General features: G+C 72.5%; 11 protein-coding genes, 1 tRNA gene and 1 other RNA gene. 3 read left to right on the top strand and 10 right to left on the bottom strand.

Annotated features, from left to right (window positions below):
- Window positions 1-337 precede the first annotated feature (337 nt).
- The 6 genes from OG422_RS16825 to ffs all read right to left on the bottom strand — a co-directional run bounded on the left by OG422_RS16825 (window position 338) and on the right by ffs (window position 6,522).
- The gene (locus tag OG422_RS16825) at window positions 338-1,609 is read right to left on the bottom strand and encodes an aspartate kinase (protein ID WP_405743560.1); all 1,272 of its coding nucleotides are present in this window, start codon (window positions 1,607-1,609) and stop codon (window positions 338-340) included.
- A 398-nt stretch (window positions 1,610-2,007) separates the two neighbouring features.
- Window positions 2,008-2,670, bottom strand: coding sequence for a DUF5063 domain-containing protein (locus OG422_RS16820; protein WP_143944047.1), 663 nt, complete (start codon window positions 2,668-2,670; stop codon window positions 2,008-2,010).
- Complete coding sequence (gene recR, locus OG422_RS16815) at window positions 2,663-3,262, bottom strand: recombination mediator RecR (RefSeq protein WP_143944048.1); 600 nt, start codon at window positions 3,260-3,262, stop codon at window positions 2,663-2,665. The genes OG422_RS16820 and recR overlap by 8 nt, the downstream gene beginning before the upstream one ends.
- An 84-nt stretch (window positions 3,263-3,346) precedes the next feature.
- Entirely contained in the window at window positions 3,347-3,697 is a 351-nt protein-coding gene (locus OG422_RS16810) for a YbaB/EbfC family nucleoid-associated protein (protein ID WP_143944049.1), read from the bottom strand.
- 204 nt (window positions 3,698-3,901) lie between these two features.
- A complete protein-coding gene (locus OG422_RS16805; RefSeq protein WP_405743559.1) occupies window positions 3,902-6,379 on the bottom strand; it encodes a DNA polymerase III subunit gamma and tau in 2,478 nt (825 codons plus the stop codon).
- Window positions 6,380-6,423: 44 nt separating this feature from the next.
- An RNA gene (gene ffs, locus OG422_RS16800) (signal recognition particle sRNA small type) lies at window positions 6,424-6,522 on the bottom strand.
- Window positions 6,523-6,632: 110 nt separating this feature from the next.
- On the opposite strand from ffs, the gene OG422_RS16795 reads away from it, so the two are divergent.
- Window positions 6,633-6,720: transfer RNA gene (locus OG422_RS16795), tRNA-Ser, on the top strand.
- A 138-nt stretch (window positions 6,721-6,858) separates the two neighbouring features.
- Here the strand turns inward: OG422_RS16795 and OG422_RS16790 are convergent.
- Window positions 6,859-8,025: a serine hydrolase domain-containing protein gene (locus OG422_RS16790; RefSeq protein ID WP_405743558.1), complete on the bottom strand. Its 1,167-nt coding sequence runs from the start codon at window positions 8,023-8,025 to the stop codon at window positions 6,859-6,861.
- Window positions 8,026-8,087: 62 nt separating this feature from the next.
- Entirely contained in the window at window positions 8,088-9,275 is a 1,188-nt protein-coding gene (locus OG422_RS16785) for a serine hydrolase domain-containing protein (RefSeq protein WP_405743557.1), read from the bottom strand.
- Window positions 9,276-9,414: 139 nt separating this feature from the next.
- Between OG422_RS16785 and OG422_RS16780 the strand changes: the two genes are divergently transcribed.
- A complete protein-coding gene (locus OG422_RS16780; protein ID WP_143943827.1) occupies window positions 9,415-10,656 on the top strand; it encodes a sensor histidine kinase in 1,242 nt (413 codons plus the stop codon).
- 59 nt (window positions 10,657-10,715) lie between these two features.
- Window positions 10,716-11,396 carry a response regulator transcription factor gene (locus tag OG422_RS16775; protein ID WP_143943830.1) on the top strand — a complete coding sequence of 227 codons (681 nt, stop codon included), beginning with the start codon at window positions 10,716-10,718 and terminating at the stop codon, window positions 11,394-11,396.
- Between the two features lie 91 nt (window positions 11,397-11,487).
- Here OG422_RS16775 and OG422_RS16770 read toward each other — a convergent pair whose 3' ends face one another.
- Both OG422_RS16770 and OG422_RS16765 read right to left on the bottom strand, forming a co-directional pair.
- On the bottom strand, window positions 11,488-12,189 hold the full coding sequence (locus OG422_RS16770; protein ID WP_405743556.1) for a hypothetical protein: 702 nt from the start codon (window positions 12,187-12,189) through the stop codon (window positions 11,488-11,490).
- A 213-nt stretch (window positions 12,190-12,402) separates the two neighbouring features.
- Window positions 12,403-13,452, bottom strand: coding sequence for a GlxA family transcriptional regulator (locus OG422_RS16765; protein WP_405743555.1), 1,050 nt, complete (start codon window positions 13,450-13,452; stop codon window positions 12,403-12,405).
- Between the last annotated feature and the right edge of the window lie 32 nt (window positions 13,453-13,484).

Below are 13,484 nucleotides of genomic sequence, written 5' to 3'. Positions count from 1 at the left end.
GGGCAGCACCCAAGACGCACCACTCCCGATCGCCGGTTCCCTGACGGTTCCGCGCCTCGCGGCCTGGTGCGCCGAGACGCCGCCGACCAGGCACGGGACGCCGAAACCACCGACCCGGCCACAGAACCTTCACACGTTTCGCAAGTATGTCGCAGGGGGTCAAGGCCGCGACACCCGATTCCCGGAACACCTCCCCGCCCGGCCACCGACGTCCGAAAGCCGCCCGCCCCGGGCCGCGCCGCCCACCCCGGGCCGCGCCCCGGACCCGGTCAGCAAAGCGGGCGGCCCGCCCCCGCCTCATGCGCGGGGAGCGGACCGCCCGGTCCGTTCCGGTGGGTCAGCGCCCGGAGCCGCCGTAGACCACGGCCTCGTCGCTGTCCGTGTCGAGACCGAAGGCGGTGTGCACGGCGCGCACCGCCTCGTTGACGTCGTCGGCGCGGGTGACGACCGAGATGCGGATCTCGGAGGTCGAGATCAGCTCGATGTTCACCCCGGCGTTCGACAGCGCCTCGAAGAACGTCGCGGTGACGCCCGGGTTGGTCTTCATGCCCGCGCCGACCAGGGAGATCTTGGCGATCTGGTCGTCGTAACGGAGCGAGTCGAAGCCGACCGCCGCGCGGGTCTTCTCCAGGGCGGCGACGGCCTTGCGGCCCTCGGACTTCGGCAGCGTGAAGGAGATGTCCGTCAGTCCGGTCGAGGCGGCCGAGACGTTCTGGACGACCATGTCGATGTTGACCTCGGAGTCCGCGATGGCGCGGAAGATACGCGCGGCCTCACCCGGCTTGTCCGGCACGCCGACGACCGTGACCTTCGCCTCGGAGGTGTCGTGTGCGACGCCCGAGATGATTGCCTGCTCCATCGGCTGGTCCCCTTGTGGTTCGTTGCTGACCCACGTGCCCTTGAGCCCCGAGAACGAGGAGCGGACGTGGATCGGAATGTCGTAACGGCGTGCGTATTCGACGCAGCGGTGCAGCAGCACCTTGGATCCGGAGCTGGCCAGCTCCAGCATGTCCTCGAAGGAGATCCAGTCGATCTTCCGGGCCTTCTTGACGACCCGGGGGTCGGCGGTGAAGACGCCGTCAACGTCGGTGTAGATCTCGCAGACGTCGGCGTTCAGCGCGGCGGCCAACGCGACCGCCGTGGTGTCCGAGCCACCACGACCCAGCGTCGTGATGTCCTTCTTGTCCTGGGATACACCCTGGAATCCGGCGACGATGGCGATGTTGCCCTCGTCGACGGAGGTCTTGATGCGGCCGGGCGTGACATCGATGATCCGTGCCTTGTTGTGCACGGAGTCGGTGATCACACCGGCCTGGCTGCCGGTGAAGGACTGCGCTTCATGACCGAGGTTTTTGATCGCCATCGCCAGCAGCGCCATGGAGATTCGCTCTCCGGCGGTCAGCAGCATGTCGAACTCGCGCCCCGATGGAATCGGGGACACTTCCTGAGCGAGATCGATCAGCTCGTCCGTCGTGTCGCCCATCGCCGAAACCACCACGACAACCTGGTTGCCGTTCTTCTTGGCCTCGACGACTCGCTTGGCAACGCGCTTGATGCCCTCGGCATCCGCAACGGATGAGCCGCCGTACTTCTGCACGACAAGGCCCACGTGCGCTCCTCGCAACTGTCTCTTCGGGAGTTTCCTCCCGGACCCCCGGAAATGGGGGTACTGCGGTCGACTCAGTTTAACGAGCAGGCGGAAACCGCCTCGCCGATACCGCATGGTGAGACACAACTCTCAACCATCGATCATCTTTCGTACGCAGATGATCACCGTGTCTCGCGGCGGCTCCGCGCGGCGCCCCGTCGCGCCCGCTCGGCCAGCACATGCCCGCTCCTGCACGGAGCACACGGGAACGTAAGCCAGGTCACACACCGCCGCGGCCGCACCGCATACGGTTTCCGCCACCTCGGCAGCGCCTCGGGAACCCCTCCGGCACCGCCCCGCCCACCGGCCACGCGCCACCGGTGGCGGCGCGCGCCTGTCCGACGGCGGGGCGCCCCGGATCACGCCCTGTGCAGCCCCAGCGGCCCGGCGATCTCCGCCGCCATGACCTTGCCCGCCTCCTCGGCGAGCCGCTCCTCATCGCCGCCCGCCCCAGTGTCGGTGTCCAGCCCGTTGAGCGCGTCCAGTGGCTGATCGAGGCGTACGTGCGCGACCAGCGACTGGAGCGCGCGCAGCGCCGCCGACGCGGTCGGACCCCAGTTGGTGAGGTAGGAGAACTGCCACCACCACAGCGCCTCGCTGACCCGGCCCGCCCGGTAGTGCGCCAGCCCGTGCCGTAGATCGGTGACGATGTCGGCGAGGTCGTCGGAGATCCGGCAGGCCACCGGCTCGCTGCGCGGCACGTACGGGTCGAAGACCTCGGAGTACACATCGACCGGATCGAGGAGGCGGGCGAACCGCTCGCGCAGCTCGTCGGCGTCCGGCTCCGGGCCGCTGTCCGGTTCGTATCGCTCGGCCGGGACGATGTCCTCGTGGGCGCCGAGACGTCCGCCGGTCAGCAGCAGCTGGGAGATCTCCAGCAGCAGGAACGGCACCGCGCTGTCCGGTTCGTCGCCCTTGGCGACCTCGGTCACCGCGACGATGAAGCTCTCGATCGAGTCGGAGATCGATACGGCGAAGTCGTCGGGATTCTGCGTCGCGTTGTGCAGCGTGGCATCAGACATCAAGAAGTCTCCTCCCTTCGAAGGCCCGCCCGAGCGTGACCTCGTCGGCATACTCCAGGTCGCCCCCGACCGGCAGTCCGCTGGCCAGTCGCGTCACCCTCAGCCCCATGGGCTTGATCATGCGCGCCAGATACGTGGCGGTGGCCTCGCCCTCCAGATTCGGGTCGGTGGCCAGGATCAGCTCGGTGACGGCGCCGTCGGCGAGCCTGGCCAGCAACTCCCGGATCCGCAGATCGTCCGGGCCGACGCCCTCGATCGGGCTGATCGCCCCGCCGAGCACGTGGTACCGGCCGCGGAACTCCCGCGTCCGCTCGATCGCCACGACGTCCTTGGGCTCCTCCACGACGCAGATGACCGCCGAGTCGCGGCGCGGGTCCAGGCAGACCCGGCACTGCTCCTCCTGTGCGACGTTGCCGCACACGCTGCAGAACCGGACCTTCGCCTTGACCTCCATCAGCGCGTTCGCGAGCCGGCGGACATCGGTCGGCTCGGCCTGCAGAACATGGAAGGCGATCCGCTGCGCGCTCTTGGGACCGACGCCGGGCAGCCTGCCCAGCTCGTCGATCAGATCCTGAACCACGCCTTCGTACACGGAACGTCTTCTTTCTCTTCTGCCCTGCTCAGTACGCTAGTTGGCCACCGCCGGAAAAGGGAGACCGCGATCAGGCCCCGGGCCTCAGAAGGGCAGGCCGGGGATTCCGCCGCCGCCCAGGCCCTGCGCCAGCGGGCCGAGCTTCTGCTGCTGGAGCTGCTGGGCGCTGGCGTTCGCGTCCCGGACGGCCGCGAGCACCAGGTCGGCGATGGTCTCGGCCGTCTCCTCCGCGGAGTCGACGTCGACCGCCTTCGGGTCGATGACCAGGCTCTTCAGCTCGCCGGAGCCGGTCACCGTCGCCTTGACGAGGCCGCCGCCCGCCGACCCGTCGACGGGCGTCTCCGCCAGCTCCTGCTGGGCGGCCGCAAGGTCCTGCTGCATCTTCTGGGCCTGCTGAAGCAGCTGCTGCATATTGGGCTGACCACCGGGGATCACGACGTGACTCCTGCCATACGACAACGATTGGTGCGGTAGCCCGAGCCTACGTGCTTCCCGGGACCCGCGCCTTACGCCGTACGGACGAGCCGCCACACATACGCCCGGCCTGCTCCGCCTTTCCCATCCTGCCCCTTTGGGGTGAACGGAGCGGGGCCGCCCCGCGGCGCAGCAAAGCGTTGGGGGCCCCGGCGACATCACTCGTTACTCGTTGTTGAACTCCTCCACCACCGTCGCGCCCAGCTCCCGGACGATGAGGTCGTGGCCGCTCAGGGCGGAGTCGACGAGATCCGGGTCGTCCTCCTCCGGCATGTCGTACTCGACGGACATCGGCGGCGGCTCGGGGGACACCTCGGGCTCCGGGGTGCGGCCGCCCGGCCCGCCGGACGACGGCGATGACACGGCCTCCCGCGCCATCCGGGCGCCCTGGCTGCCGCCGGAGGCGCCACCCCCGGCCGCCGGGCCGCCCTGCGACGGCGCGGGCGACGCCGGAGCGGACTGCGCCGGGCCGCCGTAGCCACCGCCCTGACCTGCGCCGTAACCGCCGCCTTGGCCACCGAAGCCGCCTCCGCCGCTGCCGCCGCGGGCGCCACCGGCCGGCGGATTGGCGCCGCCCGACGGGTCGACGATGGCCTCCACCCGCCACTGCACCTGGAACGTCTCGGCAAGCACGTCCTTGAGGACGTCCTCGCTGCCGCCGTTGGCGAAGCTGTCGCGCGCCCCGGCGTTGGGGAAGCCGATCTGGAGCGTGGTGCCGTCGAAGCCGGAGACCTGGGCGTTCTGGCTCAGCAGGATCCACGTGAAACGTCGGCGGCCCTTGACCGCGTCCAGGATCTGCGGCCACATCTGCCGCACCTGCGCCGCACCCACACCCTGCCCGCCCCCGGCCGGGGCCTGCGGTGCGGGCGCCTGCGCCGCGGCGGGCTGCTGCGGCGCCGCTGCGGGCGCCGGGGCGGACGGACGTGCCCCCTGCCCTGGAGCCGCGGCCGACGGCCAGCCCCCGGGCCGCCGCCCGGCCTCGCCCTGACCTGCGCCACCGCCACCGGGCCAGGCACCGGGCCGCGCGGGACCGCCCTCGCCGGTCGCGGCGGGCGCCGCGGGCCCCGCTTCCGGCGCACCGGCCGCCGGGCCGCCGCCCGCGCCCGCACCGCCGGGCCAGGCACCGGCGGGCCGCGCCTGCTCCCCGGCCCGCTCGGCCGCATGCGATCCGCTCCGCGGCGCCGCGCCCTCCGCCGGTACGGCGGCCGGGGCCGCGGGCGCCGCCACGGGCTGAGCCGCCGGAGCCTGAGCCACCGGAGCCTGGGCCACCGCAGGCTGGGCCGCCGCGGGACCGGCCGGACTGCCGCCGGTCGCCCCGCGCACCGCCGCCCGCGCCGCCGCCGGGCCCGCGGGACCGGCGGGCGGACCCACCGGGTGGGCCTCCGGTCCGGGCACATATCCGACCGCGGGCCCGCCACCGGCGACCACCGGCGCACCGCCGCCCGCGAACGCGGCCCCGCCGCCCCCGGCGAGCCCGGCCGCGCCGATGCCGCGCTCCAGCCGGTCCAGCCTGCTCTGCACCGACCGCTCGTCGTCGTACGCCGCGGGCAGCAGCACCCGGGCGCAGATCAGCTCCAGCTGCAGGCGCGGCGAGGTGGCGCCGCGCATCTCGGTCAGCCCGGTGTTGACCAGGTCGGCGGCGCGGCTCAGCTCCGCGGCGCCGAAGACGGACGCCTGCGCCGTCATCCGCTCCACGACATCGGCGGGCGCGTCGATCAGCCCCTTCTCCCCCGCATCGGGCACCGCGGCGAGAATGACCAGGTCACGCAGCCGTTCCAGCAGGTCGGCGACGAAACGGCGTGGGTCGTTGCCGCCCTCGATCACCCGGTCGACGACCTCGAAGGCCGCGGCGCCGTCCCCGGCCGCGAACGCCTCCACGCTCGCGTCCAGCAGCGACCCGTCCGTGTACCCCAGCAGCGCCGTCGCCATGGCATACGTCACACCGTCGTCACCGGCACCGGCGAGCAGCTGGTCCATGACGGACATCGAGTCACGCACCGAACCGGCACCGGCGCGCACCACCAGCGGCAGCACGCCGTCCTCGACGGTCGCGGACTCCCGCTCGCACACCTCGGAGAGGTAGTCCCGCAGCGTCCCGGGCGGCACCAGACGGAAGGGGTAGTGGTGGGTACGTGAGCGGATCGTCCCGATGACCTTCTCGGGCTCCGTCGTCGCGAAGATGAACTTCAGATGCTCCGGCGGTTCCTCGACCACCTTCAGCAGGGCGTTGAACCCCGCCGAGGTGACCATGTGCGCCTCGTCGATGATGTAGATCTTGTACCGGCTGGAGGCGGGCCCGAAGAACGCCTTCTCCCGCAGGTCACGGGCGTCGTCCACGCCACCGTGCGAGGCGGCGTCGATCTCGATCACATCGATCGAGCCCCTGCCGTTCCGCGCCAGGTCCACACAGGACTGGCAGGTGCCGCACGGCGTCGGGGTGGGACCTTCCTCACAGTTCAGACAGCGCGCCAGGATGCGCGCACTGGTCGTCTTGCCGCAGCCGCGCGGGCCGCTGAACAGATACGCGTGGTTGACGCGGTTGTTCCGCAGGGCCTGCTGCAGGGGATCGGTCACGTGCTCTTGCCCGATGACCTCGGCGAAGGTCTCGGGTCGGTAGCGGCGGTACAGCGCGAGGGACGACACGCATACGACGATATCGGCCCCCACTGACAATCGAGCCGCCCGCAAACGCAAACGCCCCTCACGCACCCGCCAGAGCCGACCTACCCTTGCTGCCTTCCGGCCCTGGGGGAGTTCAGTCAGATAGCGCCACGTGAGGGGCTGTGCACCACAGTAGCCGATCCCCCACCCCGAACACGACCCGCCCCCACCTGCGACTCCCCACCCTCCGGATCATGGTCGCGAGCACCCCACGGCGTCTTGTATTGTTTGCGGCGGAGGATTCGCCTAGTGGCCTAGGGCGCACGCTTGGAAAGCGTGTTGGGGGCAACCCCTCACGAGTTCGAATCTCGTATCCTCCGCCAGTGCCTCACCGGGCACTAACGTTGAAGGGCCCCACCGCTTGCGGTGGGGCCCTTCAACGTTAGTGGTCTCGACGAGTCGGAGCGCCCGGCGTCAGGTCGGGCGCTCCGGTCGTTTTCCCCACATGCACTCGGTGTGGTTCAGCGGCACAGGGCGGTGTCCACGGTGCGTTCGAGATTCCTCCGGCCCGCCTCGTCGGTGAGCTGCCGGGTGACCGCGACGTGGGCGGCGCGGCCGTCGTCGGTGGCGCCGCCCCGGGTCTCGTACCCCGGGAAGCTGCCGCCGTGGCCCCAGGAGAGGCCGCCGCACGGCAGTGGCCTGCTGACGAGTCCGAGTCCGTAGCGGGCGCCGGGGCCGAAGGTCCCTTCGGCGGGGACGGTGGAGCGCATCTGGGCGAGCTGGGCCGGGGGCAGGAGGCGGCCGGCCAGGAGTGCGGTGAAGAAGCGGTTGAGGTCGGAGTTGGTGGAGATCATCTGGCCTGCCGCCCAGCCCCAGGAGGGGTCGATCTCCGTGATGTCGCGCAGCGGCGCGTTCGCCGATTCCTGGTAGTAGCCATGGGGGTGGGGCTCCCGGATGCGTGCGTCACCGGGGGCGGGGAAGGAGGTGTGGCGCAGCCCGATGCGCTTGATGACGCGCCGGTCGATCTCCTCGGCCAGGGGGCGGCCGGTGACCTTCTGGACGATCAGGCCGGCGAGCACGTAGTTGGTGTTGCTGTACTTCCACCTCGTCCCGGGGGCGAAGTCGGCCGGGTACCGGAGGGCTGTGGCGAGCAGTTCGCGGGGGGTGTAGTAGCGGACGTCGTCCCCGAGGTGGTCGCTGTAGTTGGGGAGTCCGCTGGTCTGCTGGAGGAGCTGGCGGACGGTGATGTGGCGCCCGTCGATCCCCTTGCCGCGGACGAGTCCGGGCAGGTAGCTGTCGACGGTGGCGTCCAGGTCCGCCCTCCGCTCCGCGACGAGCTGGAGGACGACGACCGCGACGAAGGTCTTGGTGTTGCTGCCGATCCGCACCTGCCCGTCGACGGGTACCGGGGCGCCGGTGGTCAGGTCGCCGACTCCCGCGGTGTAGGTGCGGGTGCGGCCGTCGCGGTCCTCGACGCTCGCCAGCGCGGCGGGCACTCCGCCGTCGCGCACCAGCGTGTTCAGGCTCTGCCGGACGGCGTCCGGCCTGGCGGCGGAGGCGGCGGGCGGGGCGAGGGCGCCCAGTGTCATGACGCCGATGGCGGCGGCGGTCGCGGCGGCCAGGGCCTGGCGCCGGGTGCCGTGGCTCCGGCCCGGCGAGCGGAGCCCTTGCGGTGTCTGCCCACGCATGGGCCGCCTCCTGAGGAATCGTTGGATCGTGGTGCGGGTTGCCCGGTTGCCGGGTGCGTGGGTCATCCGCACAGGGCCTTGTCCACGGCGTCCTTCATGTGCTGCACGGCCGCCTCGTCCGTCGGGATGCTGGTGACCGCGACGTTGGCGGCGCGGCCGTCGTCGGTGACCCCGCCCCGGGTCTCGTACCCCGCGATGTCGCCGCCGTGGCCCCAGTAGACGCCGCCGCACGACAGCGGCCTGCTCGTGAGCCCCAGTCCGTAGCGGAGGCCGGAGGTCCCGGCGGGGACGGTCGTGCGCATCTCGGCGAGCTGGGCCGCCGGGAGGAGGCGGCCGGCGAGGAGCGCGGTGAAGAAGCGGTTGAGGTCGGAGTTGGTGGAGATCAACTGGCCTGCGGCCCAGCCTGCGGAGGGGTCCAGCTCCGTGAAGTCGCGCAGTGGTCCGTCCGCCGGGTTGCGGTGGTAGCCGTGGGGGTGCGGCCCCCGGATGGTCATGTCGCCGGGGGTGGGGAAGGAGGTGTGGCGCAGCCCGATGCGCTTGATGATGCGCCGGTCGATCTCCTCGGCCAGGGGGCGGCCGGTGACCTTCTGGACGATCAGGCCGGCCAGGACGTAGTTGGTGTTGCTGTACCCCCACTTCTTCCCCGGGGCCGCGTCGGCCTTGTACCGGAGGGCGATGTCGAGCAGTTCGCGGGGCTCGAAGTACCGGTGCTTGATCTCGTCGTCGTCGAGGTGGATGCCGTACTCGGGGAGTCCGCTGGTGTGCTGGAGGAGCTGGCGGACGGTGATGTGACGCCCGTCGATCCCCTTGCCGCGGACGAGTCCGGGCAGGTAGCTGTCGACGGTGGCGTCGAGGCCGATCTTCCCCTCGCCGACCAGCTGCAGCACCACGACCGCGGTGAACGCCTTGGTGTTGCTGCCGATCCGTATCCGGCCGTCTCTGGGCACCTTCGAGCCGGTGGTCAGGTCGCCGGCTCCCGCGGTGTAGGTGCGGGTGCGGCCGTCGCGGTCCTCGACGCTCGCCAGCGCGGCGGGCATCCCGCCGTCGCGCACCAGCGTGTTCAGGGCCTGCTGGACGCCGTCCGGCTTGGCGGAGGCAGCGGAATCGGAGGCGGAGGCGACGGCCGGGACGAGGGCGCCCAGCGTCACGATGCCGAGGGCCGCCGCGACCGCGGCCGGTACGGCTCGTCGCCGCCTGCCGCCCTGCCGCCGGGACGAGGAACGAAGGACCTGCCGGGTCTGAGCACGCATCAGTCAACTCCTGGGGATCGTGTGGTCAGGGCACGATCCTGGTTTCCGGGACCCTGCGGGCACATCGCGGAAAGGCGGGAGATCTCGCTCCCCCGATCGGGGGAGGCTGCCGGTGGGCCGACCGGTGATACTGGCGCCCATGATCAGGGGAATTGGGCCGCTGCTGCGCGGCTCCACATATGCGGGTGCGCTGTTCGCCTACTGCGGCGCGCTGGCGAGCCTTCCGCTGCTGCCTGTCGCCCTGTTGCCGGCGCTGTCGTGGCGGTCCGCACCCGAGAGCGTGCAGATCGTCCTGGTCCTGCTGGTGTGGGCGGTGCTGGTCGGCGTGGCCGGGCTGGCGCGCCCCGTACGGCGGGCGCTGGTCGTGTCCGCCCGCCGGCTGCTGCGGGTGCCGCTGCCGAATCCGGTGGCCGGTCGCCGGACTTCCGGTTCACCCGGCCTCGACCGCTGGCGGACCCCGCTCTGGCTGGTGCTGCACGTGGCCGTCGGGTGGACGGGGGCGCTGGCGAGCGGGGTGCTGTTCGTCATGGGCCTCTCCCTGCCGGGGAACTGGCTCGGCGGCGAGGCGCGGGCGAGTCTGTTCGGCACGTCGGTCCGGGTGTCGGGCGGGTGGAGCTGGGTGGTGGCAGCCGTGTGCCTGCTGCTGGCGGTGGCCGTCTGCGTCGTGGTGACGAAGACCCTGCGGTGGTCGGCGCCGCGGCTGCTGGGACCATCGGCGGCCGAACGGCTCGCGCTGGCCGCCGAGCGGGAACTGCTGCTGGCCGAACGCAACCGGGTGGCCCACGAGTTGCACGACTCGATCGGGCACACCCTGACGGCGGCCACCATCCAGGCGGCGGTGGCGGGCGAGGTGCTCTCGGCCGACCCGGCGGCGGCGCGGGCCGCCATGCGCAGCATCGAGGAGTCGACGCGGGCCGCGCTGGAGGACCTGGACTACGTACTCGGAGTGCTGCGGGAGGAACAGTCGGGGACGGCGCCGGCCCGGACCCTGGCCGACCTCCCCGAGCTGCTGGACCGCCTGCGGCACGCGGGGGCGGTGGTCGAGCCGGAGCTGTCGGGCGAGCCGGCGCAGGTGCAGGGGACTCTCTCCCGGGCGGCGTACCGGATCCTCCAGGAGGGGCTGACGAACGCGCTGCGCCACGGGGCGGGCGGCCCGATCACCCTCAAGGTGGCGGCCGGGCCGGACGGGCTGGAGCTCACGGTGGTCAACCGGACCGGGGCACGGACGGGCCCGGGCGCGGGTGCCTTCCCGACCTCCGGCCACGGTCTGCCCGGACTGGCCGAGCGCGTCCGGCTGTTGCACGGTGAGTTCCAGGCCGGTCCGGACGGGACGCAGCACTGGCGGCTGACCGTCCGGCTGCCGGTACCGGTGTCGGCGTGAGGGAATCCGACGTGGGCGAAGGCGCGGGCGAAGGCGCGGGCGGCGGCGCGGGCGGAGGCATGGCCCTCCCCGCCGTCACGCACCCCGATGTCACTCTCCTGATCGCGGACGACGACGAGGTGACCCGCAGCGGCCTGCGCATGCTGCTCGCCGCGCAGCCGGGGATCACGGTGGTCGGCGAGGCCGCCGACGGGATCGAGGCGGTCGAACGGGCGCGGAGCCTGCGGCCGGACGTGGTCCTGATGGACGTGCGGATGCCGCGTCGCAACGGGATCGACGCCACCCGCCAGCTGCTGGCCGAAGCGGCCGCCCCGCCGAAGGTCGTGGTGATCACCACCTTCGAGAACGACGGCTACGTCACCGCCGCCCTCAGCGCGGGCGCCAGCGGCTTCGTCCTCAAGCGCCTCCCGGTCCGTCAGATCGCCGAGGCGGTCCGGGTGGTCGCGGCGGGCGAAGCGATCCTCTTCCCGGCCGCACTGGGCCGCATGGTCGCCGCCCGCCCGCTGGGCTCCGCCGAGGCCCTGCCGCAGGCCGACCTGACCGGCCGGGAGGAGGAGGTGCTGCGCCTGATGGCCACCGGGCTCTCCAATCCGGAGATCGCGGAGTCCCTCACGGTGAGCCTGGAGACGGTCAAGACCCACGTCGGAAACGTGCTGACCAAGCTCGGCGCGCAGAACCGGACCCATGCGGTGGTGATCGCGTACGAGTCCGGCCTGATGGTCCCGGGCTTCGCCGGCTGACCGGCTTCCGCTCCTCCTACGCCCCCGGAGCGGGAGCGGGGGCCGGGAGCGGGACGGCGGCGCCCCTAGGGAGCTCCGGGCGGGGCGGCGCTCACTCGTGGGAGCTGATCTGACCGCCGGCGGTGAGCACGATGTAGATGCCGTTGGCGTCGAGCCCGGCGGCGTCGTTCTCGTCCGCCTCCACCGTGGCGTTCACCGAACCGTCCTCGCCGAGGATCTCCGCGCGGTAGTGCAGCTCACCGAGCTTCGTGACCTTGGCCTTCCAGCCGCCCTCAAGGGTGAAGGTGCCCGGGCCGGTCTGCTCGCCGCCCATCCAGGAGTGGACCTCGCCGCCCAGCGTGAGCACCACGTACATGCCGTTGAGGTCGGCCCCGGCGTCCGTGTCCTTCGTCTCCAACGTGGCCAGGACGTCACCGTCATTGACGATCTTGGCGCGGTAGTTCTGGTTGCCGAGGTCGTAGATCTCGGCCGTGCTGCCGTCCTCCAGGGTCACGGTGTTGTCCGGGGCTCCCGCCTCGTCGGCGGCGTCGACGGCGGCGTCCGACTTGGTCTCGGCCTTGGCCTCGGAACCGGACTTGGCACCCGAGCCGGACTTGGCGTGGGAGTCCGCCACCCCGGCGGAGGAGCCCGCACCGCCGGACTGCGCGGCGGCCGCGTGGCCCGCGGGCTTCGCGTCGGCGGCGTCCCCACCGGAGCAGGCGGTCAGCGTGAGACCGGCGACGGCGGTCAGGGCCGCGAGAGCGACGCGCAGGGTGCGGCGACGGGCGGTGCGGGCGGTGGTGTGGGTGCTCATTTCGGGGTCCCCCCGGGGGAAGTCGGTGGCGTGATCTCCTCGGTACGACCACCACTCTGCTCGGGGCCGCTAGCGCCGGACTGCCCCGCTGCTAACACCCGGCTAATACGGGGATGACAGCCGTCCGCCGGGGGCCGGACACCGGCGGAACAAGGCCTTGGCCGATCGGGCCGATACCCCGACTGCCTTGCAGGAGAAGGGGGTTCGAGATCCCTAGGGGCCTTCCGGGGCCTCCGTCTGCCGGGTGCTGGCGAAGCGTTGGCGGTAGTGGGTCGGGGTGGTGCCCAGGTGGCGGGCGAAGACGCGGCGGAGGGATTCGTCGGTGCCCAGGCCGCTGTGGCGGGCGGCGGCGGTGACGCTGTGGCCGTCAAGGAGGAGTTGCCGGGCGCGGTCGAGGCGGACGCGTTCGACCCAGCGGGCGGGGGTGGTGCCGAGTTCGGCGCGGAAGCGGCGGGTCAGATGGCGGGGGCTGACGGCCGCGGCGGCGGCCAGCGCCGGGAGGCTGTGGTCGGCGGCCGGGTCGGCGAGGACGGATTCCAGGACCGGACGGAGCAGGTCGCCGCGGGCGGGCGGGGTGTCAAGCGCCGCGGAGAACTGCGACTGGCCGCCGGGCCGGTGCAGGAAGACGACCATTTCCCGGGCGACGTCGCGGGCCACCTCCGCCCCGTGATCGTCCTCCACCAGGGCGAGGGTCAGGTCGATGCCCGCGCTGATGCCCGCCGAGGTGACGTACCGGCCGTCGCGGAGGTGGAGGGCGTCCGGCTCGACGCGTACCCGCGGGTGACGGCGGGCGAGGGTGGCGGCGTGCCGCCAGTGGGTGGTCGCGCGGCGGCCGTCCAGCAGGCCGAGCGCGGCGAGGACGAAGGCGCCGGTGCAGACGGACGCGATGCGTGCCGCCCCGGGGACAAGCGTGCGGACGGCCGCCAGGAGGGCGTCGTCGGGCGGCCGCTCGGCGAGGCGGTCACCGCCGGCGACCAGCACGGTGCCGACGGGCCCGGCCGCGTCCGCCGTGACGGTGCCGGTCAGGGCCGGCCCGGCGGCGGTGGTGACCGGCCCGCCCCCGGGCGAGACGAGCACCAGCTCGTACGGGTACCCGAAGCGGCCCGCCTGGTGCAGTACCTCCGACGGGCCACTGACGTCGAGGAGAGTCACCCCGTCGAAGACGACGAGGGCCACCCGGGACGGCCCGGCCGCGCCTGGGGGTGCCCCGTCGGCGCTCCGGCGGGATGTCCGAATCTGTGGTTCATCCGGCCGTGAGGACATGGCATCAAGGTAGGTCCCCGGGCGAATCTGGG

Origin of the sequence: Streptomyces sp. NBC_01525, assembly GCF_045040405.1 — a bacterium.
Taxonomy (GTDB): Bacteria; Actinomycetota; Actinomycetes; order Streptomycetales; family Streptomycetaceae; genus Streptomyces; species Streptomyces benahoarensis.
Note: the sequence above shows the minus strand (reverse complement) of the source record. Positions and strands in the feature narration are given on the sequence as shown.